General features: G+C 48.4%; 21 protein-coding genes. 7 read left to right on the top strand and 14 right to left on the bottom strand.

The annotated features are described in order from the left end of the window. Positions 1–57: 57 nt before the first annotated feature. From AC1S8V_RS05790 to AC1S8V_RS05740, 11 genes are all read right to left on the bottom strand, one after another. The gene (locus AC1S8V_RS05790; RefSeq protein ID WP_482072818.1) at positions 58–663 is read right to left on the bottom strand and encodes an ABC transporter ATP-binding protein; all 606 of its coding nucleotides are present in this window, start codon (positions 661–663) and stop codon (positions 58–60) included. Further along, entirely contained in the window at positions 653–1,609 is a 957-nt protein-coding gene (locus tag AC1S8V_RS05785; RefSeq protein WP_482072817.1) for an ABC transporter ATP-binding protein, read from the bottom strand. Before AC1S8V_RS05785 ends, AC1S8V_RS05790 begins: the two co-directional genes overlap by 11 nt. Positions 1,610–1,611: 2 nt before the next feature. After that, positions 1,612–2,613 (bottom strand): ABC transporter permease, encoded by a 1,002-nt coding sequence (locus tag AC1S8V_RS05780; RefSeq protein WP_482072816.1) that lies wholly within the window; start codon positions 2,611–2,613, stop codon positions 1,612–1,614. Continuing rightward, positions 2,610–3,605 carry an ABC transporter permease gene (locus AC1S8V_RS05775; protein WP_482072815.1) on the bottom strand — a complete coding sequence of 332 codons (996 nt, stop codon included), beginning with the start codon at positions 3,603–3,605 and terminating at the stop codon, positions 2,610–2,612. Before AC1S8V_RS05775 ends, AC1S8V_RS05780 begins: the two co-directional genes overlap by 4 nt. A 44-nt stretch (positions 3,606–3,649) precedes the next feature. Next, on the bottom strand, positions 3,650–5,308 hold the full coding sequence (locus tag AC1S8V_RS05770; RefSeq protein ID WP_482072814.1) for an ABC transporter substrate-binding protein: 1,659 nt from the start codon (positions 5,306–5,308) through the stop codon (positions 3,650–3,652). A gap of 288 nt (positions 5,309–5,596) precedes the next feature. Continuing rightward, positions 5,597–6,133 (bottom strand): nickel-responsive transcriptional regulator NikR, encoded by a 537-nt coding sequence (gene nikR / locus AC1S8V_RS05765; RefSeq protein ID WP_482072813.1) that lies wholly within the window; start codon positions 6,131–6,133, stop codon positions 5,597–5,599. A gap of 52 nt (positions 6,134–6,185) precedes the next feature. Next, positions 6,186–7,199, bottom strand: a complete 1,014-nt coding sequence (locus tag AC1S8V_RS05760) for an alpha/beta hydrolase (protein ID WP_482072812.1) — start codon at positions 7,197–7,199, stop codon at positions 6,186–6,188. An 88-nt stretch (positions 7,200–7,287) separates the two neighbouring features. After that, complete coding sequence (locus tag AC1S8V_RS05755; protein ID WP_482072811.1) at positions 7,288–8,394, bottom strand: hypothetical protein; 1,107 nt, start codon at positions 8,392–8,394, stop codon at positions 7,288–7,290. A 288-nt stretch (positions 8,395–8,682) separates the two neighbouring features. Next, positions 8,683–10,707 (bottom strand): hypothetical protein, encoded by a 2,025-nt coding sequence (locus AC1S8V_RS05750; protein ID WP_482072810.1) that lies wholly within the window; start codon positions 10,705–10,707, stop codon positions 8,683–8,685. Beyond that, entirely contained in the window at positions 10,682–11,584 is a 903-nt protein-coding gene (locus tag AC1S8V_RS05745; RefSeq protein WP_482072809.1) for an ABC transporter ATP-binding protein, read from the bottom strand. Before AC1S8V_RS05745 ends, AC1S8V_RS05750 begins: the two co-directional genes overlap by 26 nt. Then, the gene (locus AC1S8V_RS05740; RefSeq protein ID WP_482072808.1) at positions 11,577–11,966 is read right to left on the bottom strand and encodes a GntR family transcriptional regulator; all 390 of its coding nucleotides are present in this window, start codon (positions 11,964–11,966) and stop codon (positions 11,577–11,579) included. Before AC1S8V_RS05740 ends, AC1S8V_RS05745 begins: the two co-directional genes overlap by 8 nt. A 1,118-nt stretch (positions 11,967–13,084) precedes the next feature. On the opposite strand from AC1S8V_RS05740, the gene AC1S8V_RS05735 reads away from it, so the two are divergent. Beyond that, on the top strand, positions 13,085–13,990 hold the full coding sequence (locus AC1S8V_RS05735) for a futalosine hydrolase (RefSeq protein ID WP_482072807.1): 906 nt from the start codon (positions 13,085–13,087) through the stop codon (positions 13,988–13,990). Next, complete coding sequence (locus AC1S8V_RS05730; RefSeq protein ID WP_482072806.1) at positions 13,987–14,829, top strand: 1,4-dihydroxy-6-naphtoate synthase; 843 nt, start codon at positions 13,987–13,989, stop codon at positions 14,827–14,829. The genes AC1S8V_RS05735 and AC1S8V_RS05730 overlap by 4 nt, the downstream gene beginning before the upstream one ends. 637 nt (positions 14,830–15,466) lie before the next feature. On the opposite strand, the gene AC1S8V_RS05725 is transcribed toward AC1S8V_RS05730, so the two are convergent. After that, the gene (locus AC1S8V_RS05725) at positions 15,467–16,090 is read right to left on the bottom strand and encodes a pyroglutamyl-peptidase I (protein WP_482072805.1); all 624 of its coding nucleotides are present in this window, start codon (positions 16,088–16,090) and stop codon (positions 15,467–15,469) included. Positions 16,091–16,111: 21 nt separating this feature from the next. Beyond that, positions 16,112–17,113: a Gfo/Idh/MocA family protein gene (locus AC1S8V_RS05720; RefSeq protein WP_482072804.1), complete on the bottom strand. Its 1,002-nt coding sequence runs from the start codon at positions 17,111–17,113 to the stop codon at positions 16,112–16,114. A gap of 394 nt (positions 17,114–17,507) precedes the next feature. Between AC1S8V_RS05720 and AC1S8V_RS05715 the strand changes: the two genes are divergently transcribed. The 4 genes from AC1S8V_RS05715 to AC1S8V_RS05700 all read left to right on the top strand — a co-directional run bounded on the left by AC1S8V_RS05715 (position 17,508) and on the right by AC1S8V_RS05700 (position 22,439). Then, a complete protein-coding gene (locus AC1S8V_RS05715) occupies positions 17,508–19,238 on the top strand; it encodes a helix-turn-helix domain-containing protein (RefSeq protein ID WP_482072803.1) in 1,731 nt (576 codons plus the stop codon). Between the two features lie 201 nt (positions 19,239–19,439). After that, the gene (locus AC1S8V_RS05710; RefSeq protein ID WP_482074403.1) at positions 19,440–20,411 is read left to right on the top strand and encodes a FecCD family ABC transporter permease; all 972 of its coding nucleotides are present in this window, start codon (positions 19,440–19,442) and stop codon (positions 20,409–20,411) included. Between the two features lie 2 nt (positions 20,412–20,413). Further along, entirely contained in the window at positions 20,414–21,430 is a 1,017-nt protein-coding gene (locus AC1S8V_RS05705; RefSeq protein ID WP_482074402.1) for a FecCD family ABC transporter permease, read from the top strand. A 61-nt stretch (positions 21,431–21,491) separates the two neighbouring features. Then, the gene (locus AC1S8V_RS05700; protein ID WP_482072802.1) at positions 21,492–22,439 is read left to right on the top strand and encodes an iron-hydroxamate ABC transporter substrate-binding protein; all 948 of its coding nucleotides are present in this window, start codon (positions 21,492–21,494) and stop codon (positions 22,437–22,439) included. A 162-nt stretch (positions 22,440–22,601) separates the two neighbouring features. Here AC1S8V_RS05700 and AC1S8V_RS05695 read toward each other — a convergent pair whose 3' ends face one another. Continuing rightward, a complete protein-coding gene (locus AC1S8V_RS05695) occupies positions 22,602–24,173 on the bottom strand; it encodes an ATP-binding protein (RefSeq protein WP_482072801.1) in 1,572 nt (523 codons plus the stop codon). Positions 24,174–24,432: 259 nt separating this feature from the next. On the opposite strand from AC1S8V_RS05695, the gene AC1S8V_RS05690 reads away from it, so the two are divergent. Next, on the top strand, positions 24,433–24,768 hold the full coding sequence (locus AC1S8V_RS05690) for a hypothetical protein (protein WP_482072800.1): 336 nt from the start codon (positions 24,433–24,435) through the stop codon (positions 24,766–24,768). Positions 24,769–24,872: the final 104 nt, after the last annotated feature.

Below are 24,872 nucleotides of genomic sequence, written 5' to 3'. Positions count from 1 at the left end.
CACAAGGGGCACCCCTTTTGTATTCGATCCATTTATTTATTCAAAAAATAATTAAAGCTACAGTGACATCGGCATCAGTGTAATTCTGTCGCACAACCTGTTCAGCAAATCCCGATCATGGCTTATGATCAACAGCCCCAGATTACGCTGGCGAGCCACCCCCATCACGGTATGCCAGATCTGTGCCTGAGTGATCGCATCCAGCATCGTTGTCATCTCATCTGCGATCACATAACGTGTCGATGTACCGAGTGCTCGCGCCACACAGAAACGTTGCAGTTCTCCACCGGATAATTCCCCTGGTCTGCGGTCCAGCCAAGTCTGCTGAATTCCCAAAGCTTCGAGCAACTGCTCATCCTGCACAGCCGCCTCCTGAAGTACACGACGCATCCGCCAGCGTGGATTCACAGCCTTCTCCGGGTGCTGGAATACCAGCTGAACCGGACATGTTCCTGTGCGGGGGAGGGGTTTCCCATCCAGCAGTACTTGTCCTGCCACAGGTTCGGCATATCCTGCAAGGATGCGCCCAAGGCTTGTTTTGCCACAGCCACTTGGCCCCCACAAGCCAACCGCTTCTCCCTGTTGCACCTGCATGTTCATCTGTTGGAATATCCATGATTTCTGATCGTAACGATAACTTGCCTCCCGTGCTTCAAGTGACATGGAAACACCTCACTTCTCCGCCCCGTACCTCACGAAGCTCTGGACGTTCACGGGTACATACAGCGGTCGCTGCATTGCATCGGGGAGCAAATGAACAGCCTGTGGTGATCTCTTGACCCGCCAACGGCTGGGAGCCTGGGAGTGGCTGAAATCCATTCTGCGGTAATGCATTCCAGAGTGCTTTCGTATATGGATGACGCAGACGTTCTCCATTCCCCATAAAATCATCAACCTGCGCCGTCTCTACATTGGCACCCGCGTAAAATACAGCGATGCGATCCGCTGCCGTCAGAGCTGTCGTGATATCATGAGTAATCCACAGAATGCCTACACCTTGATCTGCAAGTTCGCGAAATTGCTTCATTGTCTCGGCCAGCACTTCGGGATGAATGCCTGGTGTCGGCTCATCTGCAATGATCAGCTTGGGCTGACCCGTGGTTGCTGTCGCCATCAACACCCGCCTTGCCATACCTCCGGACAACTCAAACGGATATTTTCCGGCTGTTCCTTGAGGAAGATGATATCGCTCCGTCAGCTCCTGCTCCGTCTTTTTCAAGTGGGTTTGATTCATGAATCTACGCTTCCTTCCCAAATCTCGGGTTACCGGCTGAACTTGTCTCCCCACCTTCATCAGCGGGTCCAAATAACTGACGGCTTGCGGGATTAACACCAGTTCATCACCGCGCAGTTGAAGCTGTCTCTCCATCGTCAGAGGTTTCTCCGCATAGCTAATGCTGCCTTCCAACTTGGCATTGGCAGGCAGAATGCCCATAATGGCCTGCGCCAGCACACTTTTGCCCGATCCGCTTGCGCCTACAACAGCCACGATCTCGCCCTCGTTTATAGTAAGATCCAGATTCTGAATGACATAAGTCTGTTCGTGTCCAAACCAACCACGAGCGCGCCGAAATGACACCGATACCCCCTCAATATCAAGAAGAGCCATATTTACCTCACCTCCCTTGAACTACCTGTACCCGTCAATGTCTTCAGACTGTTTCCCAATACATCAAACGCACGAACAACCAGCAACAGCGCGAGTCCCGGGAAAAAGGCAAGCCACCACATGCCAGCAGATAAATATCTCATCGATTCTGACAAAATAATTCCGATGGCTGGTTGTTGCGGGGACAACCCCAGTCCCAGAAACGTAATGGCTGCCTCATGCAGAATCGCATGAGGGAAGATTAACAGTACGCCCACGAACAGCTGCGGGACCAGATGTGGCAGCATATGTTGCACCGCAATCTGTAACCACGATTGACCCAACTTGTGTGAAATCTGAATGTATTCTGCGGATTTCAGTTGAATCATCTCCGCTCTTACAATCCGAGCCAGATTTGGCCAGTGCGTCAGCGCAATCGCTGCCGCCACTCCTGCCAATCCTCCACCGAATACAAAGGCCAGCATGACCAGCGATACCAGATGAGGCACACTCAGGAACAGGTCGATGATCCATGAGATCACCCGGTCAGCAGCCTTGCTAGAAGCCGCCCCCAGACCCAACATTAGTGCAATCAGTCCACCACCACACGCTGCAAGTAATCCCACTTGAATGCTGGTTGCCAATCCTTTTAACGTACGCATGAACATATCTCTTCCGAGCCAATCCGTGCCAAAAGGATGCGCCCAGGTTGGAGCCATATTCCGATCCATTAATGAAGTCAGCGTAGAACCAGCGGGAAGCAGTTTGCCCGTCAACCACACAACGGAAATCCAGATCACCGCGAGGCTTCCCCAGATCACCGCTCTTTGGCGAGGATTTCGGAAACGTTGATTGCTGGCACCCACGTACCTTCTTCTCGTTTGACGCGTTGTTCCTGTTCCAGTCTCAGCTTGTAGTAACCCCGTATGAATGTTGTACCGCACCTCTTGATTCGCCGTTTTCACTTTCTGTACTTCGGCTGTTTCTGCCGTCTGCTCGGAGGAGCGTTCTACCGTCTGCTTCATGACATCAGCTCCTCCTTCATCCGTGGATCGATCATACGATACAGAATGTCAGCCACCATATTACCTGTAAAAACAAAAATTGCACTGCACATCACAAGTCCAAGCAGCAGTGGTACGTCACCGCGCAACCCCGCTTGGACCGTTGCCTGACCCAGTCCGGGATACGAGAATACCTGTTCCGCAAGCACGGCTCCCCCGAATAGTTCACCGAACGAAGCAAACTGCAGCGTTATCGCTGGCAAAACAACATGTCTGAACCCATGTCGATGGAACAGCTGAAATCCACGCTCACCCCGCGCTCTCGCAAACAGAATATAATCTGACTCCAGCACATCCGTAAGCTTCTGCCGGGTATGCAAAGCTATCGAAGCTACCCCGGTCAAGCTGAGCGTCAACGCTGGCAGAATCATATGAATAGCCCGATCTCCCCAGGTCACCTGATCAGCCGACATCCCTGCGGGTACCCCGAGGCCAAGCGGAAGCCATCCGAGCCACACCCCAAATACCATGAGCAGCAACAGCGCAATCCAGAATACCGGCGTGGAGGCCAGCGTATAACAATACCAGCAGATCAAGCGATCCAGCTTCGAATCCCGTCTCATGGCAGCAACTACGCCAAGAGTGAACCCGAAGATGCCAGACAGTAGCCAAGCTACTGCCATAAGCGCTACAGAATTCATGAATCGTTCCTGGATAATATCCGCTACAGGCTGTCTGTAGATCATCGATGTTCCCAGATCTCCCTGAATCAGCGCTTGTCCCCAGGTTAGCAATCGTTCTGTAGGGGATTCATTCAATCCCCATCGTTCTTCAATAAGACTGCGCTGTTCGGCGCTTACCCGGATCATGTCTCCACCAATGTAGGCCTCAATCGGATCCACAGGAGAGAATTGCATTAATATAAAAGACAATACACTGACTCCAACCAATAGAGATAAGAGTCGCAACATTTTAAAACCAACAAATCTGGCCCATCTATCCCTGCCTGTCATCCCAATCTCTCCCCAATTCAGGCTAAAGCTTACCGCTGCGTTTTCTACTTCGTGCTGTTATCCCACGACCATTCCTCCAGATTGGATGTCACCGGCCAGCCGTGACCATGGGGGTGGATCTGTTGCTCACCAATGTTCAGGCCATTCGTAACCAGATACAGATGATCTATATTTACGAGCCATGCCCAAGGTGCATCCCCCTGATAACTGAAACCTGTTGTTCCATCCCATTCCGCTTTCTGCCAGAACGGCAATGCCTCTTCTTCACTGGTTGCCTGAAGGGCCTTCTCCATCCATGAATCCACGACAGGATTACTGTACAGTCCCACATTGTAATACCCTTCTCCCTTGTGGGTGCTGCTATAGAGGTTATAGGTCTCCAAGGGATCATGACTGCCCCAGCCAAATAATACAGTGTTGGAGTAAGCCATCTTTTTCGTGTCTTCACGGCTTTTGCCTTCAACATTGATTTTAATTCCCGCCTGGGCAACCATATCCGCAGCAGCTAACGCCAGAGATTGTCTTGTTAAATCACCTGCAAAATAAAGCAGACTGAACTCGGCCTTGACGCCGTTTTTCTCGACGATACCATCACCATCCGTATCTACCCAGCCGCCAGCCGCCAAAATTTGCTTCGCTTCTTCGAGATTCGCATCCGTAAATACAGCTTCCGCATTGCTCCAAGGCAGATCATCACTGACGGAATAAGCTGGACGACCGTAGCCCTCCAGTACGCCCTCAACCAAAGCCTCACGATCAATCACAACATTCACCGCTTGGCGAATCGCCAGATCGGATGTCACATCATTCCCTGCGGGAAGACCCTCGCCCGACTTGGCACCAGGAGGCTGCATCGGGAACATAATGCCCCGGTTATCTACGGTCTTCACGGCCTCCAATGTCATGCCATTCACCTGTTGCTTGCTAAACGCTGCCGGGATAGCAGCGATATCCACCGTACCTGCCTGCGCAGCAGCGTAGGCTGCATCTTCATCCAGGTACAGGAACGTAAGTTTATGGAACATGGACTTATTTCCGTAATATTCTTCATTGGCCTCAACGATCGCCTGTTGTCCTTTGTCCCACTGAACCAGCTTGTACGGTCCTGATCCGACCGGATGCTCTGCATAATCGGCGCCATAGGCGTGTTCAGGCACAATGCCAAGTGTCGTCAGCAGACTAATGAATGTGGACTGCGGCGACTTCAGTGTAAATATGACCGTTCCATCGTCGGGTGCCTGCACATCAGCCATATTGGTTAAATCAATTACAGACCCACTCTTCGAAGCTGTATCAAACGTAAATTGAACATCCGCTGCCGTTAGAGGCTCCCCATCAGAAAATTTCACATCGTCCCGAATTGTAACCGTCCAGGTCAGCCCATCTTCACTGACGGTATGTCCTGTCGCCAGATCATTAACCAAATGCAACTTGGCATCTCTCTTGAGCAAGGTACTCTGGAAAAGTGGCGAACCATATTGCCCCCATCCAGTTGTCGGATCAAATCCACCTTCCGGTTCTGTACCAACGGCCAGCACCAATTCGTCTTTGGTCGAGGTTGCCCCCGCTTCTCCATTCTCTGCTGATGATGCTGTCGGCGCTACGCCCTGTGCACAACCAGATAATCCAATGGAACATACAAGCAGGATGCCTAATCCTGTGTTAACTGTTCGTTTTCTCCATCTCCATGAAAATCTGCCCATTCTGGTCGTTCCCCCTCTGAATTTGTGCTACACTCATTCATTTCGTGTTACTTTTTAGGGAAATTGTAGCACAAAACTCAAAACATATGTCAACAAAGTTCACTTCTAAATCCAAATATTTTCATATTTTAGACGAAAGACCTGATATATATATAATTAAGGATCTCAAGCACTTTCTAAAGTCAGGTATTATGACAAATAACAAAAAAAACAGACGGCTGGTAACTAACCAATGGTCTGTTTTGATTACATTCGCTATTTTTTTGAGAATCGCACTCGCATTTCGTCTTAATCGGCAGAGCGATGATGATGGCTGTGACCATGTTGACCCGCACTGTGATTGTGATCCAGACTTTGATCCGGATTGTCATCCAGACCACGACTCTGAGCATGAGCCAGTTTGTTGAGTTCATCCACATAAGTCACAGACAATTCTGCATACAACACACCTTTTTGCACCTGAATCTGTTGATGAAGATGACGCAGCCGTCCCAGGTTTCCTCGTACTGCAATAACCTCCAGGCATTGGTCATGGTTCAGGTGCACGTGCATATTGGAAATAATGTCATGATGCGCCTCATGCTGCAGCTCCATCAAGCGAATGGGAAGATCACTGACATGATGATCATAGACCATCACAATGGTACCAGCCACATCCTGATTGGATTGCAGTGCAGAGGGTTGAAGTAATGTTTTTCGAACAAGATCACGGAAAGCCTCGGATCGGTTTTTGTATCCCTGTTCCTCAATATACTGGTCAAACTGCTCAATCAGAGGTGTAGGAAACGCCACCCCGAACCGGGTCAAATCTTCTTTGTCTGCCATGCTTCTCCTCCTGCGCCCTCATTTGCTTCGAGTGTACCACAGACTTGTCTGCTCATCGACTATACTGTTGCATGAATCGTACTGCCGAATGTATCGCCTGTTGACCAGCTTCACTCTCCAGATCAAATTGATAATCATGTCCCAGCTTCTCTGACGAGTTCGAGAAAAACAAGGTTTCCACCTCAACATCAAGGCGCTTCAAGACTTGTGCGAGCTCAATCGATTGACTGGTCAACGGGTCATCATTGCCTGAGGTAATAAATGCAGGAGGGTACTCTGCTGTGGCCTGAAGCACGGTCGACATTTCATGCAGACGTGGATAGTCTTCGAATGTTTTGACTCCCGTATATGACCAGAGAAATGTCCGTATGAGTGGAAAGCCTGTATTTGCTACCGTGCTTAGATTGTAAGGACCACAGAATAGAAGAACCCCACGCAACTCTTCCGGCTGGGCGGCTGGTGTTATATTCATCAGTTTGGCGAGGGAAGGATTTGTCACCACTGCCGCAGTCTGACTTGCAATCTGGGCACCTGCCGAATTGCCTGCGAGAAATATGTTTTCCGGGTCACCCTGATACTCAGTGGCATGCTTCTTCACATAAGTCAAAGCCTGATTCGTCTGGATCACGGGAGTGGGATATTTCGTATCTGGTGCGAGCGCATAATTCATACTGACGACAACGTAACCCTGTTTGGCTAATTTTACGGCATAATCTGCGATATCCTCTTTGTCACCCAAGACCCATCCACCACCATGAACCCACAGCACGACAGGCAGAGGTCCCGATGTTACGGAAGGATAATAGATATCCAGCGTACTGTCATTACGCCCTTCGTCTGCATAGGGTACACCCACAACACGAGTTACGCCTTCCGAGATCATACTGTCCTTGCTATTTGTGTCTGGATTAGCAATCTCAATAAATGATTTTAGTAAAAAAACCGTTATTTTCGGTGTCAATTGTGTACCAACTCCAATAAAACCTATGATCAAGATTAGTACAACACTGGGAATCCAGTAACGTTTACGTTTAAAACCTCTCGTCCCCGCACGTTTCTTTTCCAACTTTGGCTGCAATAGCTTCACCTCATTTCACATTGAAGTGTCTTTACATCTAAAGTGGTGTACGTTAGGGATTGAACCGGGTTTCCTCTTATTTGGGTCTCTTGGCGATTTCCTGTCTGACTTTCACGTATGTAGTGGATACTTTTTGCTCCAGTGTGTGGACATTTTGTTTCAAGCCTGCCCACTTCTCCGCTGCAGAAGCCAATGCGTTCAATGAGCTGAGTACACGTGACGTGTGGCCTTGCTTTGTACTCTGTTTGAACTGTTGCAGAGCGTTGGAGTATCGTTCTTTAGCCAGACTCACCTGTTTTTTAGCCGTTTGAATCTGTTTCTTCGCCGAGTCGGCCCCTGCCAGCATAGTTCGCAAACGCTTCACTTCCATGTTCTTTCGTTTACGCGCATCCGCAAGTTCCTTTTTCTTGATCCGAATATCTTCTCTGGCAAGTTGCACAACGGGTCTCAATGTGTCGGCCTGTGTACGGATCGCTGCACTCCATTCCTTATTTTTGATCGCTTTGGCTGCATCCAGCTGTCGATTGACTGAACTGTACAGGGCGAATAGTGGTTCATATCGGGCTTGGGTTTGCTTTACCTTTTCAGCCAGAGCTGTGACCTTCGCATCATCAATTTGTCTTATTTCCACACGCAATCGCTCCAATTCCGAGGTATTGGCGACATGAAGTGTCTTTATCTTTTGTTCCCAAGCCTGCTCTTGTGTCTTCCAGTTCCCCACTTTCTCGTACGCTTGCTTCAACGTTAACTTGGTTTGTGCATCGGCTTTGTTCAAAACGGAATCCCATGCTTTTTGCGCAGTTACGCCAAGATCTATATCCGCTGCCTCGACTGAAGAAGCAAAGTAGATCGTGCCTGTGCTGAACAGAATCACAAGCCCTATAAGTAGGCGTGATCCGAAAATAAGATGAGTCAACGATGGCAATTGACGACGCCGGACGTTACTTTGTTCCATTATACGACTATCGCTAACTCCTATTGGAGAAGGGGACGGGGTGTCACTCGTCTCCATTGGAGCTATATCTTCTGTAGCTATATCTTCGATATGCTGTCGACCCTTCGTTTCTTCCACCAAGCCATGATGATCTAAGAAGTCATGTTCGCTTGTTCGATCCAATAGGGAAGAACAACACTCCATTGCCTCCTGTTCATTTATCGTTTCCTTCCAAGCTTCTGTTTGCATGCGTTCCTACACCCTTTCTTCTAAAATATTTAGCAGAATAGCCAACGAAATCAGCGAACGACAAAAAAGCACCCGCAAGTCAGGCATTTGCCTGCTCTTACGGGTGCTTCCCTCATAAGCCGTTCCATATGTGATTCGATTGAACGAGTCGCTCGAACCTTTCCTTTTTCTAATATATTCCATTCGATGAGTCTGGTCAAGTAAATCTGGTCTCACTGGTCTAATAGCAAACCATCGATCAACGGGTGAAACCATCCCTCATATAATTAACATCTTATACAGCTCAGCTTATTGATTGACCAAAATAGCTTTCATTTCCTCGGTCAGATCCTCTTCTTTCAGCATCATGTAGATGTTCTCGCCACGAATTACATTCAACTTGATCTGATAGATGGTATCTCTCTCTGTTAGATAACCAGATCGTTGACGCTTGAGCAGATCGCTAATGATTTCTTTATTTTGGGTTGCGACCTGCTTCTTGATGCTTAGACTTCCATCGATATATTCTGGCTGCGGATTCGCCCACTGAAGCGAACCCGGACTGTTAATCTCCTGTTTCGCAAACTGAGCAGAGACAATCTCATCTGCCTGGACAAGCAACTGGTCGTATAATTTGTTCTCTTTTAGCCAAGCCAACACCCGATCATAGCCAGGTTTGATCTCAAAATTCCACATCTCTTTCGGTTGAAATGGATCTTTCGAAGACGAATCCTGATTCATCTCCGCGTAGGCAAACGACTGCCACGGGGAGCGTTGTTCTTCATAGGTCTGATCCAATATGTCCTGTTTCAAGAGTTCCTTGAACTCACGGACTTGCTCCGGATTGCTAATGTACACCTTCCGGAATGAACTCAAGGCAGAGCGAATGCCAAAACTTAGTGCATCCTCTTCTAGCTTATACGTTTCAAAGGCGACTCTTTTGTAATCTTGGGACTGTTTCAGAGCCATTAATTCCTGATGGAATTCGGCTTCTGGAATATAGTATTTACGTTTCATCACCTTGCCGTTATCCAGCTTGTAGTTAATAAATACATACTCATCATTACGCATTCCTGGATTGATCGGATCATTCAATAAAGGAAGATCGGAATCCACAATTTTTTGATGAAGAGCGATAACTGCCCCCATGTATTCCGGATCATTAGAATAGAGGTGACCGTCCTCCATCTTCTGATTGACACCGTTACTGTAGATGTAACGCTCTCCGCCAAGCTTAATACTTTTAACCTTGTTCAGTTCAGGCACTCGGGCAGCGTATCCATTCCAATCAGCAACAGGTACATACAGTACCATTCCAGCGATGACACCATATAAAACCAGCTTGGGCAGCAGCCTGCTGCTCCAGATCAGCCAAGTTTTGCGAATAATCATCTCGGCAACGATATAACCTACAATTCCACCAAGAACATATCCGAAGATTCCCCATCCGGCTGATCCTCTTGGAGCAATAATCGTGAAGTAAGCTCCGCCAATCAGAACCAACGTAAACATTAAACCAAATCGGAATATAGGTTTCACAAGAGTAAACGTAACTGCTTGCGTAGCAGATTCAACCTGTCTTCTCGCATAGAGCACATAAGTCAGAGGAATAAACAGGATTGCGAATATCGAATAGATTATAAGTTCTCCATTAGTGATAGGAGAATAACTGATTGAAGCCATGCGAAGAACAAGTGACATTTCCGCATTACGTCCCAATTCATCGTACGGATATCCAAGCAAATAATGCTGGAGATGAAGTGACATAATGAACCATACGACAACAGGTAACAAGAGGAGCGCGTATACGGTGAGCCCCTGCAATACAGATTGCCCAATACATATGCCGACCGCTACAGTTAGCATGAACATAAACAGCGAGTAGATACTCATGCTCAAGCCCCACATCCAGATCGTACTGCCATCGAACAGAAAAGCAGGTTGATCCAGTACTGCCCATACCCAGCCGGTAATCGCAGTTGTAATCCAGATCGGAAGCAAAATCATGGCATACCCGGTCAACAGATTAACCGTTAATAGATGTCTACGACGTAACGGCAAACTATGGAATAGATCAGAAGGTGCACCGGACTGAATATACCGAAAAAGAAAGATGCCAGCCGCTACGGGCAATGTAATGGCGAACAGAATCTGCACTTCACCATTGGCTTGAAAAAGACTTGTAATCTGCTGTGGCACGTCCCTGTACTCGGTAGCGATATATAACGGAAGTGAGAACAACAATGTGATTAGATACAGGATGCCTATCCATCCATGCTGTCTGAAATTTTGGATCAGGATGCCCCGGTTACAGAACAATCGGTTGAATATCATACCCTGCGTCCTCCATTTCATAGATAAAGATTTCTTCCAATGTCAGTGGCAGTACATCCAGCAGATACGGATCATGTACACGGAATTGATCAGTTACCTGTTGTCGGTTGCCTTTAACAATATACAGGGATACACTTCCCCGCTTCTCTTCATGTAAAATATCAATCTGCTCGTCCATGGCTTTGGCATGGTCCGGGTGGCGGAAAGCGACCTGGATTTTGTGCGTATCCGCCTTCAGATCATCGAGATCCTTCTCTACAATAATTCGGCCTTTGTGCATAATCGCCACATGGTCACACAGATCTTCGATCTCACGCAAGTTGTGGGACGAGATCACAATGGTTACCTGACGCTCAGCTGCTTCCTGGAACAGCAAGTTTTTGATCTGCTGGCGCATGACCGGGTCGAGGCCGTCAATCGGCTCATCCATCAGCAGCACTTCAGGCATACAGCTAAGTCCCAGCCATACGGCTGCCTGACGGCGCATGCCTTTGGACATACGATGTAGCTTGCGTTTTACATCCAGTTTAAACACGGTCGCCAGTTGCTTGAACCGTTCCTCATTCCAGCGTGGATATACGGAACGATAAAATGCAGCCATCTGAGTTATTGAAGATTGCGGGAAAAAGTAAGGCGCATCGGCCATAAAAATCGTACGGCCTTTGAGATCCATATTTTCATAAATTTCAGTTCCTTCAATACGAACAGTCCCGCTATCCTGACGGTAAATGCCAGCCATCATTTTGAGCAGCGATGTCTTGCCTGCCCCGTTGGAACCAAGTAAACCGTAAATTGATCCCTTATGTATGTGCATGGTTACGCCATCTACTGCCTTCTCCTGTTCAAACGCTTTGACGACTTGATTCAGCTCAATCATGAGGCTCCTCCTTCTCTATACGGGCCATCGCTTCCTCAAACAAAAGCGTCATATCCGCCTTGCTCAAACCGGAATACAAAGCTTCTGCAATCAACTTCACCAGAGACTCTCTGATCTCATCTCTCATGGCTTCATTCGGATGTTCCACAGACGATGATACGAAGCTTCCTTTTCCCTGCAAAGAATAAATGTAACCTTCACGTTCAAGCTCGCGATACGCTTTCTGAATCGTATTCGGATTCACAGTCAGCTGCGTAGATAACGCACGAACGGAAGGAAGCTGCTCGTCGGGCTTTAGAATACCGTATACGATCATTTCTTTGACTTTGTCCACTAGTTGCTCGTAGATCGCCTTACGGCTGCGTACATCTAATTCGAACATCCCGCACCTCCTTTCGAAAAATGTGTTTATTACATATGGGTTGAATAATGACTCTATTTGAGGCGTGTTAACTGTACTACTATTATTAATACAGTTAAACCAGATTGTCAACCGTTGACTTTGACTTCTGGTTTTATTCGGAGTACGTTAAATAGAGACTGACCATATGGTTAATTAGACATATCGAGCTAGTTGGATTAGATTCATTTCGGCTGAGGCCGGGGTATGATCAGGGTGGTATTAACATGAAGTGAGGCAAAACGGGCTAATTGAAACGATGTGAACACTTGAAGTGATACGGCTACCCCAAACCTTTGCTTTACCGCTTTTGACATGATTACATGCAAAAGTTGTTCAGGCCTTTCCCCTTCCGTTATGATGGAGATGAAGGGTTCGACAATCACTGTACCTTGAATTTTTTATGCATATTTACCTTGATCGTTAAGTCTGTATTTCGTTATATATGTTATGTTGCGTTATAGATCTATTATCTTGCACAGCGGTTGGCCTTACAGCAGACAGCTATATTAGAGTTAGCAAGACTGTACATTTGCTTTAAGTTCGGGGGGGCACAAATGAGCTACTATATAGGGATCGGATGTAGACTCGGCCCTTTATTCGTTTGGTTTGTTGGTAAAAATCCGATGGCCGATATATGATTAGCGTTGATTGGAGCGGGGCAGTCTTCAGCCTTTTCAATCGTTAATCTGTTCGTTTGAAGTGCATGCTCTTACTGTCCGCACTGAGCATACATATTGTAGATATGTCTTTCAAAGGGTGGACACGGACATGAAAAAGAACTCCGGAATCGACATTCTACATATAGATCACTTATAACATTTCAACCATAAATTTTCTATATATAGTGTTTCATTCGCTTGGATGGAGATAGTACCTTTTCAGAAAAAGTGTCCACTCTTTGAAAGACAAAATTGAGAAAAAGTCCTTTTCACGAGGACAAGTATTCTCGAATTTAATTTATATAATTCGAGCTATACATTTACACCGAAATATAGAGGTCAGTAATAACCCTAAGAAGTGTAACTAGAAGCTTGCTATAAGAAAGATACTATGGAAGCATATGTTACGCTTCTAATACCTCACAAGGAGAATCCGATATGAATGAACATAGACAAGATGGAAAGCAGAATAGTAAATTGAATGCATCACTTGAAACTAGTGACCAACAAGGAGAATTAAGCAGGGCAACAACGACTTCAGATACAAGTCTGGTCCAAACAAATTCATCACAACGTGTGTTAATTGTAACCGCGGTTGATGCGGAGAAAGATGCGGTCCTCCGCGGTTTGGGAGACACGGCCGCGGAACGATTTGACGTCATCGCTGCGGGCGTTGGCCCAGCCTCGGCCGCAGCGGGAACAGCCGCTACATTGGCATATGCCGTAGCGGCTGCAAGCACGAGTGCGTTGGCGCAGGGTTCCACCCCGCCAAGCAAATCCGATGTGGCACAGACATCTGCCACATCTTCAAGGCCGGGGCCCCTTGCCGGAGCCGGATATTCACCAGCCTACATGCTGGTGATCAGTGCCGGCATCGGCGGCGGGTTCCCCGGCCGGGCAGACGTCGGCTCCCTCGTGGTGGCCGACGCCATGGTTGCCGCCGATCTGGGCTCGCAGACGCCAGACGGCTTCCTTCGTGTGGACGAGCTCGGATTCGGCTCGTCCATTGTGGCGGCGGACGCGGAGCTTGCCGCTCGCCTGCGCCATGAGCTGCAGCGGGCCGGGCTCGCTGTCAGCGGAGGCACTGCGGTCACCGTATCCACGGCGACCGGGACCGCGGAGACGGCTGCGGAGCTATTGCGCCGCGTGCCGGATGCCGCCGCCGAAGGCATGGAGGGCTTCGGCGTGGCAACAGCTGCCCAGCAGTTCGGCGTGCCAGCACTCGAACTGCGGGCCATATCCAACGCGGTCGGTCCACGCGACCGCGACGCTTGGCGCATCAAGGATGCCCTGGGTGCGCTCCAGGCTGCAAGTTCCATTTTACGGGAGGTTATTACATCATGAAAATTGCATTTTCCCCTTGTCCAAATGATACATTTATCTTTCACGCGTGGGTGCACGGGTTGATCCCGGGCGCACCTGAGCTGGATGTCCGTTATGCTGATATTGATATTACCAATGGTCTGGCAGCAAATCCGGATGGCCCCTACACACCTGAAGTGATGAAAATATCTTATGCAGCACTGCCATACGTGTTATCTGACTATGCTCTGCTTCCTGCTGGAGGCGCACTCGGCAGAGGATGCGGACCGCTGGTTCTAACCGCAAATGGCACGACCAATCCCAGCTATCTGTCTGGACGACGGGTGGCTGTGCCAAGTGAACGCTCGACAGCATATCTGTTGTTCCGTCTGTGGGCAGCGCAAAATGTTCCTGGCGGCGTAGGTGAGATTGTTGTCATGCCGTTCGACCAGATCATGCCCGCTGTTCGGGACGGCAAGATTGATGCCGGACTGGTCATCCATGAAGCACGCTTCACGTACCAGAACTATGATCTCAAACTGATGACAGATCTCGGGAACTGGTGGGAAAGCGACACAGGCCTTCCGATTCCGCTTGGAGCAATCATTGCACGTCGTAACATGGATGCTCATGCCCTCGCCGGATGGGCACGTGCCTCCGTTGAATATGCTTGGGCGCACCCGGATGAGTCGAGAGCATACGTGATGGAACATGCCCAAGAAATGGACCCTGACGTAGCTGCACAGCACATCGGCCTGTATGTTAACGAATTCAGCGCCAATCTGGGCGATGATGGTTATGGCGCAATTACCGCACTGCTTGGGCGTGCCATGAAAGAAGGACTTGTTCCCGAATTTGACCTTGATCTGTTGCGAATCTAACATGACTTTAATGTGAGTGATTTCTCTTCGCTCTACATCTAAAGAACACAGCGCATCTTATGTAGCCGAATAACGTGGTATGAGAATTCTAACGAATCTCAGACACCGTATTCGGCTACAAGTCGTTCATATCGTCGACAAACTCGCTTAGTTTCGCACAATAACGATCCTACGATTCGTTAGAAATTGGTATGTGCGTATTTTCGGCGAATAGCGTGTGCTCGATTCGTTAGAGTTCTGCATATGGTGCTTTCGAGTGTACCTAGTTCACAACCCTTCATTCATTCATTCATGGAACTTTCGTCGTCGTAGCTTACCTGCTCACTATATAATCAGACTTTACAGGGTCATCTGGGTCACATGAGCATTTTCTCTTTCTCTTTCTCTTTCTCTTTCTCTCTACTATGCTGAACTCACAGCATTCGCCAAGTAGCGCTTCCACGCGTGAGTGTCTGTCGAACTACTGGTAAACAATAGTTACAGCAACCCAGATTCCAATTAGTTTGCACCATAAAAAGGGCTGTCCCCTACCGTCATATTCTTGACGATGGGACAGCCCTTCATTGAATATTTCAGATTCATATCCATAATTCATATTCATCTGCTGCAACCGCAGCCGAACGATTCCAACCACTACCTACGATTCAGCCACAACCGTGCGAATCATCATCCGCAGCGCATCCAGCATCACGGGAATAGGCAGCGAAGGGATGGAAGGCTGCAATACAGCCATCTCTGTTGAGGCTGGAAAGTGTACAAATCCGGCACGGATCGGAAGCTTCCCTACACGAATATGATCCAGCACCCGGTACATCGTGTTGTTGCATATATACGTGCCTGCTGTATTGGACACAGCAGCCGGAATACCTGCTGCGGACATGTCATTCACCATGGCACGTATGGGCAAGGTGGAGAACAAACCGTCCGGGCTGCCATCTACAATCGGCTCGTCCACAGGACGCTGCCCCTGGTTATCCGCGTAGGAGCCAGGCGGAATGTCTTTGACATTAACGGCAATCCGCTCCGGTGTGATGGACGTTCTGCCCTTGGCCAGCCCACAGGCGATGACAACATCTGGCCGATAGGCTTCCATCTCTGCGATCAGCAGATCTGCACATTCATTGAAGTGCACGGGCAACAGTACTGTTTTTAGCTCAGCACCCTCCACCACTTCGTTTGCAAGAGCTTCCATTAACGCCCCCGTCGGATTCACCGCATCCCCGCCAAACGGTTCAAACCCGGATATCAGAATCTTCACCATCACACGTCAGCTCCTGTCTGTTTACTCCGATTTGTAACGCAATCCCCACTGGCCCCGAATCGTGTCCATCAGCTTCATGATTTCCAGAGATTCGTCCAGTTTAATGGTATGGCTCTCCGTCCGGCCTTCGAGGATACAGCGTCCTGCTTCTTCTGCCTCAAAAGCATAACCAATACATGTTCGATCATCCGTGAATTTCTCGGGCTCGTCCTGACCATTCACATGCAGATAGGCTTCTTTACCTGCCAGGAATAAAGGTAAACGAATCTTGCCTTCCGTACCGTATATAACCGCTTCATTGCTGAGGTTCAGACGAATAGCAGCACTTAGTGATGCAGAACGCCCCTCGGAATAGGACAACAACACAGAAAACTGCTCGTCCACACCCGTCTCACCGATATTTGCCGTACTCCAGACATGCTGGGGCTGTTCGCCAAAGATCATCGAAGCAAAAGAGATCGGGTACACCCCTGCGTCCAGCAATGCGCCCCCACCCAGATCCGGGTTAAGTAAACGCCCTTCCGGCTCCCAGCCGATACGGAATCCAAAGTCCGCTTGAACCAAACGAACTTCACCGATCCGTCCTTCTGCAATCCATGCTCTGGCTTGAGCGATCGGCGGCAAAAAGCGTGTCCACATCCCTTCCATCAGGAAAAGGTTGCGCTCCCGTGCCGTATCCACCAGTTGCTCCAACTGACGCGCATTCATCGTAAACGGCTTTTCACAGAGCACCGCCTTGCCTGCCTCCAGACAAGCCATTACATTCTCCTTATGTACAGGATGAGGTGTTGCCACATAGATAATATCCACATCAGGATCTTGCAGCATTTCATCATACGAGCCGTAAGCGCGTGCAAAACCATATTCAGCTGCAAATTTCTCCGCACTTCTCGCTGTCCGTGAACCTACCGCTGCTTTCACTGCGTTCCCGGCATGTTCCAAATCCTTTGCAAACTGAGATGCAATCCATCCCGTGCCCATAATGCCCCAGCGTACTTTGTCCCGTCCCACTACTTCTGTCATATTAAAGCCTCCCTACTGCAAATGGTGTTGAAAAGGTTCATGATTCAGATCAGGCCAACATGTTATCCCCTTAATTTTACCAAAAAGAAACGCTTACGTCAGAAAACGATTTCGATTATGGCCAACCCAGGCTTCATCCAGCTCATCAGTGCCTCGAATGTATCTGTGCACATTTCAATTCTTCAGCAGATTTGCTAAGATTATCAGCAGACTAGGCCCAAGAGGTCTTGCTCCTTAGCATACTTGTAACCAGCGACAATCTGGTTAAATTATCGATTACACCTGATAAAGGGATCTTATACCCCTGTTCTATTGATAACACATCTGACCGTTTGATCCGCTCCAGATTCAATCATTACCTAACTGTTCCAAAGAGAGGAGGTTGCACAGCACCATGACTACCATTCCCGGCACCGACCACAACAGCATGGCTCCACAAACATTACATGAGCAGGCTAACTCCAGCCAGGGAAAGGAATCTCCAACCCAAGCCGAACTGGATGCATTCCTGAAAGATATCCTAATCGAACTTCGTAAGGCGGAGCATGTTACCGTCAATGGGAAATGGCGCTGGCAGGCAACCGAACTTGCCCATCATACCTTCATATATATGCACAAATTCACAGGCAAACTGATCATGAATGGGACCAAATCCCACGTCGTTCGCAAAACAGCATATCTGTGCGCACCAGGAACTTCGATCGAACTGATCGCTGATAAAGACCATGATATGGAACTATATATCATTCACTTCGATCTGTATCGAGCTACGGAGAAAACGGAAGCCAGACGAATCTATGAACGAGAGCTCAGTTCACCTGTTACAGGCTGGATTCAGGGTCCATTTTACGGTATACAACGGATTGCTGCACAGCTTACTCAACTGACCAGGGAAGATTCGCACACCAGTTTGAAAGCCCAACTCCTCCTGACGGATCTGTTACACATGCTCTGGCCTCTGGAAGACCAATCGGACGTAGTAACAGGACAGGATGAACCCGAGCAGTGGCTCAGGTCAACCCTTCAATATATGAGGGAAAACTATATGCACGAGATCAAGTTGGTGAGGCTGGCAGAACTGGCAGACATGCACCCGTCCTATTACTCCCAGCTGTTCAAGAGTCGCATGCAGAAGAATCCGATTGAATACATCACCCATCTGCGCATGAATCGGGCCAAAGAATTGCTGCTCACTTCCGATCTGCGTATCCGTGATGTGGCCCGCGAAGTGGGTTACCGTGATGAATTCTATTTCAGCCGCCGCTTCCGGAATCATGCAGGTTATGCGCCCACTTCCTATGCGAAGCAGGTCCATCGGAATATCGTGTCGCTCTCCTATCCATACACGGATCATCTGATGACACTTGGCATCACGCCATGTGCAGCTCAGATTCAGGGCCACCTGCCTCATATGCCCAAATCGCTAACGCTGCCCTTCCACGCCTATGAGCCATGGGAACAGGGACGCCAAGCTTTCCTGGATGTGAATCCCGAGTTAATTCTGACCAAGGATAACGCAGCAGCCAAAGCCATGGAGCATATTGGCGATGTCGCCCCAATTATCACCATTCCCTGGAATCAGACAGACGTCTTCGGTCATTTGCAGAAGATTGCATCCATCGTGGATCGCACCCAGGCAGCGACAGATTGGCTGGATCGACATGAGCGCAAGACGGAGCGTGCACGCAAAAAAATCAAGGAACGGGTAGGGCACATTACTGTTGCCGTTGGCACGTTAACACCAAAAGGTCCACGGATGTACAGCCACCGCAATTTCGGCCATGTATTTTACCGCAGCCTGCAACTGGCCGCGCCTCAGCGGATTCAGTCTGAGCTGGCTGGCAAATCACCCGGCGTTGGATTCAACTGGCTGCCCTTCACACCAGGAGAATGGGACGGACTGGAGGCAGATGTGCTAGTACTGGCGATTAATTCTATGCATGAAAAGGCAACACTGTTGAAAGAGATGGCTTCGAATCCGCTGTGGAACAGCCATCCTGCGGTAAAAAACGGACGTGTACATCTCATCGACTGGAACTCATGGGTGGTATATGCTCCATATTCCATCAACATCCAGCTGGATGAAGCGCTCTCGATGTTGACGAACAAACCTTCACTTATGTAATCTAAAAAATGTCCATTCCCAAAATCTTAATTTATGCCATGTACGGGCCTGAATTAAGATTTTATAATGATCACTAATTGATAATGATAATCAATAACAATGAAATGCGTTGTTGGTACCAAAGGAGTGACCCGTATTCAACATCCGGGACTGCCACATCGTCCATCCAATTCACGAAAATCTGCAGGGACGGTTGGCCTTATGTTTTTGTCTGCCATAGTCGTACTGCTGCTAAGTATGTTTGTCGCAATCTCGTTAGGTGCCAAAGGACTCACGCTGGAAACGGTATGGACTGCCATATTTCAGTACAACCCAGCTTTGACACCGCATCAGATTATTCATGAACTTCGGCTGCCTCGTGTCCTTGCTGCGGTGATCATCGGTGCTGCTTTTGCTGTTGCAGGGGCTTTAATGCAGGGCATTACGCGTAATCCGTTGGCAGACACCGGCATCCTCGGCATCAATGCAGGTGCTACGTTTGTTGTGGCCCTGAGCTTTGCCTTTTGGCCTGGACTGCCATACGGCTGGATCATGGTTTTATCATTCGTGGGGGCTGTTCTGGCCACATTGCTTATCTTCCTGCTTGGAATGGCAGCACCTGGTGGTCTGAATTCCATCAGACTTACCGTTGCCGGAGCCGTTATTGCAGCCATGTTAACCTCGCTCAGCACAGGCGTTGCCATTTATTTTGACCTGAGTCAGGATCTGGCCTTCTGGTATGCGGGAGGTTTTGGCGGAATAGAATGGCGGCATCTCAAGCTGATTCTTCCCCTGCTGCTCGCCACACTAGTACTGATTATGCCTCTCGCCCGGCGTGTATCGCTTATGTCACTCGGTGAAGAAGTAGCGATTAATCTCGGGATCAACCTGCGCTGGACGAGGTTTCTCGCCCTCGCAGCGGTTGTTGTGCTGGCTGGTGTGTCCGTGTCGGCAGTAGGCTCGATTGGATTTGTCGGACTCGTCATCCCCCATATCTCCCGCAAACTGGTGGGTGTGGATTATCGACTCATCATTCCGATGTCTTCTCTGCTTGGAGCGATATTGCTGGTGCTCGCCGATCTGGGCTCACGCATCGTGAACCCGCCCGAGGAGCTCGCGGTAGGCATTATGGTCGCTTTTGTTGGTGTACCGTTCTTCCTCTATCTGGCCCGTAAAGAAAGGAGGGCCTTGTAGTGATGAATTTCAATTCACCTTCCCGAGGTACACGTTCGATAGTTGTCAGTATCACGCTGCTCTGCATCGCCATTGCCGTTATTGTGATCAGCCTGAACACGGGAACCATTCGTCTCTCCCCAATGGCTGTGTTACAGACTTTGCTTGGTAATGGCAGTTCGGATGATCAGATTGTACTGTTTGATTACCGACTTCCTCGCATCCTTGTAACTGTACTGGCTGGAGCAGGACTTGGTATTGCCGGAGCAGCCTTGCAAGGGATCACCCGCAATCCACTGGCGGACCCGGGTATTTTGGGATTACATGCGGGGGCAGCGTTCGGACTAATGGTGTTTGTTAGTCTCTCCTTTACGATGGATGGCTCTGTAGCCTTGCTGATTCCGTTGTTTGCTTTTGCAGGCAGTGTTGCCGCCGCCCTAATCATCATGCTGCTCTCTTATGATCGTCACAACGGCTTATCGCCCATTAAGCTGATCCTGGTCGGAATCGCGGTAGCGGCAGGATTCCATGCCTTGACACTCTATCTCTCCTTGCGACTGGATGAAGATACCTATTCCTTTGCCGCTCGCTGGCTGGCAGGTAGCGTCTGGGGCCGGGACTGGATTCATGTACAAGCACTGCTTCCATGGATTGTTCTCTGTATCTCGTATATCTGGAATCGATCCAAAACGCTCGATGCCTTCAATCTTGGAGATGCTGCCGCAACCAGTATCGGGACGCCGGTTCGATCCCAGCGTATTATTTTGCTGCTCTGTGCCGTGGCTTTGTCTGCCGTCAGTGTATCGATGGCTGGTGGGATCGGCTTTATCGGTCTGGCGGCACCACATCTGGCACGTAGACTTGTCGGTCCGATGCATCGGCATCTGATTCCTGCTGCCGGGCTCATCGGTATGGTTATTCTGGTGACCGCTGATACGATCGGGCGAACGATCTTTCAGCCTAACGCCATTCCGGCAGGCGTGGTGGTTGCTGCGATTGGTGCACCTTACTTTTTGTACCTTTTAGTACGAAGCAAGTAATCTTTTTTTTCAAAAAACAATAAAGACATCCAAGAGATGTTCAAGGAGAATGTGACTACCCATGTTAAAGAAAAATCTTATGTTTGTCATGAGTATCTGTCTGGTGCTTGTGCTCGCAGCTTGTGGAACGGCCAACAATTCATCATCTGCTTCTGACAGCTCGTCCACGGATACTTCAACCAAAAATCAGGACAGCAGCGCTAGTTCAGGAGAGCAACGTATTGCCTCCATGTCGATCCATCTGACCAATGATCTGCTGTCTCTCGGCATTACTCCGGTTGGTTCCGTTATTGGCGGCGAAGCTAAGGCTTTCCTGTCCCATGTTGCTGATCGTCTTCAAAATACAACGCCGCTTGGTCCCGTGAAAGACCCGGATATGGAAGCTTTGCTTGCCCTGAAACCCGATGTGATCTATCTGGATGAAGAATTCTCCGGTGATGACATTGCCAAATTCGAAAAAATTGCTCCGGTGCATGTCTTCAATCTGGATGACGGTACATGGCGTGACCATCTGAAAGATATTGGCAAACTCGTGAATCGCGAGAAGGAAGCCGAGCAATACATTCAGGACTACGCGACCGAAACGGAAGAAGTGAAATCTCTGATTCATGACACGATTGGTGATGGTACTGTGATGGCGATCCGTGTTACTGCCAAAGAATTGCGTGTATTCAGTACACGCCGTCCCATGGGTCCCATTTTGTATGAGGATCTCGGTCTGACTCCTGCCAAAGGGATTACAGATATCGATTCGACTAAACCGTATCAAGTGGTCTCCCGTGAAATCTTGCCGGACTATGATGCAGATGCGATCTTTGTGGTTGTGAATTCGGATGATGAAGCCCAAACCATGTTCAAGGAACTGCAAAACAACCCGATCTGGCAAGGTCTGAAAGCAGTCAAAGCCGGTCATGTATACCCGATTGGGGCACAACCTTGGCTCGATTACTCATCGATCGGTAATAAAATGGCCATGGATGAAGCCAAAGAAATGTTCGCCAAGAAGTAGAGCGTCCGGTACATCCGGTACAAATCATCTATAAAAATAACAAAAAAACCTCACTTTGAGATCGGAACAGCGTTCGTATGAAGCAACTTACGCTCTATTCCACTCAAAACTGAGGTTTTTTTCTTTTGTTGGTTGTTGCTGTTTCTGGGTCTGTTATACGAGTTACGCCTCCATTGGCAGATGAAGTGTGAAAGTAGAACCAACCCCCAGTTCACTATGGACCGTAATTTTACCGTTGTGATCTTGGGCGATCTTCTGGCAGAGAGCCAGTCCCAGTCCCGTACCTTCTTCTTTGGTCGTATAAAATGGATTAAAGATCGTGGAAAATGAATTTTCCGGAATGCCACTTCCCGTGTCTGTAATCGAGATGAGTACTGCGTCCCCATCTTGCAACAGATCCATATGAACCTCACCAGGGTCCGTCATCGCTTCAAAAGCGTTACGAATCAGATTGATCAATACCTGCACGATCTTATCCCGATCCATGTTGACCACGACTGGCTCACTAGTCATTTCAAGCGTAATTCGATGCCCTCGGGATGCCGCATCTGACTCGGTCAAAGACATGACCCGCTCAAGGCAGTGTCCAAGCTTTTCGGGCTTCATGTGATTGGCATGTGGTTTGGAAAACTGCAAAAATTCAGCCGTCAGATCGGTCACTCTCGTCACCTCACCCATAATCACTTCATACCATGGAGCGATATTGAACGCTTGTCCACGTGACAGCTGCAGGAATCCCCGAATGGCGGTAAGCGGGTTCCGAATTTCGTGAGCCATACCTGCGGCCAGTTCACCCACGGCCCTTAGTCTTTCGGAACGAAATACTTCTTCTTCATTTTTCAGCCATTTGCTGCGCTGTTGTTGAAGCAGCCTATCCTCGGCAACCGTCATAAAGTGCTGCAACGAATCCGACATTTCCGGGTACAGAGAGATGCTGTAGCTTACCTGGAGTCCTTGAAGCTGAACGGATAGCAGTGACGACATTCGTTCTTCCACATCCTGTATCTCCGGCAAAACGACCGCAAATCGGTCTCCTGCATACCGGGATATGCCATAGGCCTCAGTGAAATGATTGCTGATCATCTGACCTGTACCTGTAATTACGGTACACCAAGGATCTTCTGAATCTTTTTTAAAGCCGCTAAAGTTATTGACGTTCAAAAGGACAAGCAAAAAAGACCGTTGCTCTTCTACTGTCTTATGTAACACCTCCATGTAACCTTCGTAATTCAACAGTCCGGTAAGCGGATCATGCAGGGTCAGGAACCGATTTTTTTCCCGAAGCCTGCGCTTCTCGACCTCACTGTTGATTAAGGTATGATACAAAAAAATGATAACAACCGAGGTTAACAGGTCAAATAACGAAACCAGCAAAGCATATGTATCTACAGGCACATACGAAAGCCGAATCACCGTATATTGCAGCATAAGCAGCAACGAAATCGGCAAGGTCTGCGCCAACCGTTGTTTGTCCTGGATCATTGAAATAATGAGCAGATAATACAGCATGTTGCACCAGTTCAGTTCACTGAAATAATGGAATATCCCGAGAAAAATCCACTGAAACTTCCGCAGCACAGGATATCTTTTCTCCCCATAGATACTTGCAACCAACAGGGCACCCGAAATCAACAATAATGCCAGATTAGGGGTAAGCCTTAGAACATAAGAGGACAGAATGACAAGCAGACAACCCAGCGGGAATATCACCATTTTCATCGTGTAACTTAGCAAATAGCCTCGCCCCCTTTGACATAAAACTCACATCTAACAACTTATGTACATGTATTATATCGATTATGATTAGCTGATGTTGTCGATTAGTGGAGGCTCGTCAAATTCGCACGAATGTATAAATTATGAAGGCAATAGGACATATGATGTAATTGTAATCGACAAAAGTGAAACAATTCCTCTACGCATGGATCATTATTGTGGTAGAATACATTAATGGATTAATTTAGGATACATTCTTGGTTAGGGAGGATGTCACATGACAACACAACGAAAACCGCTGGGCTTCGGAACGCTCTCTCTGCTCGTACTGACGATGGGCCTTGCCTTTAACTTCCCATGGGGCAAAGCAAATTTTATGATCAGTCATTACCTTTTTAACTTAATAAACATGCCTATTTATAGCAACGGAACTCAAGGACTTCACATTCCTTTTGTAGTAGCAGCCATCTTCTGGATTCCAACCTTCTTGATTGCCAAAAAATATCGTGCGCATTTTGGCACAGGTGTTGCCCGTAATGTGGCCGCATTTATGCTGGTATTTTGTATTATTGGCCCTATAATTACTGTTGTAGATTGGTTTGTAAATGCATAACGCTTAAAGCCAGCTCTCTATATCCCGAGGGCTGGCTTCTTTGCTACTCTTCCATATAAGATGAATGGATTTTTTACACCATAACGTAGAGTGCAGAACCAATC

The sequence above is a fragment of the Paenibacillus sp. B46(2026) genome, from assembly GCF_056786355.1.
This window is presented reverse-complemented; position numbering and strand designations above follow the sequence as displayed.

What these genes read in the sequence shown, in the direction of transcription:
- AC1S8V_RS05780 (WP_482072816.1), bottom strand. Translation starts at nt 2,613, where the DNA reads ATGAAGCAGACGGTAGAACGCTCCTCCGAGCAGACGGCAGAAACAGCC.
- AC1S8V_RS05755 (WP_482072811.1), bottom strand. Translation starts at nt 8,394, where the DNA reads ATGCAAACAGAAGCTTGGAAGGAAACGATAAATGAACAGGAGGCAATG.
- AC1S8V_RS05705 (WP_482074402.1), top strand. Translation starts at nt 20,414, where the DNA reads ATGAATTTCAATTCACCTTCCCGAGGTACACGTTCGATAGTTGTCAGT.
- AC1S8V_RS05790 (WP_482072818.1), bottom strand. Translation starts at nt 663, where the DNA reads ATGTCACTTGAAGCACGGGAGGCAAGTTATCGTTACGATCAGAAATCA.
- AC1S8V_RS05745 (WP_482072809.1), bottom strand. Translation starts at nt 11,584, where the DNA reads ATGATTGAGCTGAATCAAGTCGTCAAAGCGTTTGAACAGGAGAAGGCA.
- AC1S8V_RS05775 (WP_482072815.1), bottom strand. Translation starts at nt 3,605, where the DNA reads ATGACAGGCAGGGATAGATGGGCCAGATTTGTTGGTTTTAAAATGTTG.
- AC1S8V_RS05700 (WP_482072802.1), top strand. Translation starts at nt 21,492, where the DNA reads ATGTTAAAGAAAAATCTTATGTTTGTCATGAGTATCTGTCTGGTGCTT.
- AC1S8V_RS05690 (WP_482072800.1), top strand. Translation starts at nt 24,433, where the DNA reads ATGACAACACAACGAAAACCGCTGGGCTTCGGAACGCTCTCTCTGCTC.
- AC1S8V_RS05785 (WP_482072817.1), bottom strand. Translation starts at nt 1,609, where the DNA reads ATGGCTCTTCTTGATATTGAGGGGGTATCGGTGTCATTTCGGCGCGCT.
- AC1S8V_RS05735 (WP_482072807.1), top strand. Translation starts at nt 13,085, where the DNA reads ATGAATGAACATAGACAAGATGGAAAGCAGAATAGTAAATTGAATGCA.
- AC1S8V_RS05710 (WP_482074403.1), top strand. Translation starts at nt 19,440, where the DNA reads ATGTTTTTGTCTGCCATAGTCGTACTGCTGCTAAGTATGTTTGTCGCA.
- AC1S8V_RS05730 (WP_482072806.1), top strand. Translation starts at nt 13,987, where the DNA reads ATGAAAATTGCATTTTCCCCTTGTCCAAATGATACATTTATCTTTCAC.
- nikR (WP_482072813.1), bottom strand. Translation starts at nt 6,133, where the DNA reads ATGGCAGACAAAGAAGATTTGACCCGGTTCGGGGTGGCGTTTCCTACA.
- AC1S8V_RS05725 (WP_482072805.1), bottom strand. Translation starts at nt 16,090, where the DNA reads ATGGTGAAGATTCTGATATCCGGGTTTGAACCGTTTGGCGGGGATGCG.
- AC1S8V_RS05770 (WP_482072814.1), bottom strand. Translation starts at nt 5,308, where the DNA reads ATGGGCAGATTTTCATGGAGATGGAGAAAACGAACAGTTAACACAGGA.
- AC1S8V_RS05750 (WP_482072810.1), bottom strand. Translation starts at nt 10,707, where the DNA reads ATGATATTCAACCGATTGTTCTGTAACCGGGGCATCCTGATCCAAAAT.
- AC1S8V_RS05740 (WP_482072808.1), bottom strand. Translation starts at nt 11,966, where the DNA reads ATGTTCGAATTAGATGTACGCAGCCGTAAGGCGATCTACGAGCAACTA.
- AC1S8V_RS05715 (WP_482072803.1), top strand. Translation starts at nt 17,508, where the DNA reads ATGACTACCATTCCCGGCACCGACCACAACAGCATGGCTCCACAAACA.
- AC1S8V_RS05720 (WP_482072804.1), bottom strand. Translation starts at nt 17,113, where the DNA reads ATGACAGAAGTAGTGGGACGGGACAAAGTACGCTGGGGCATTATGGGC.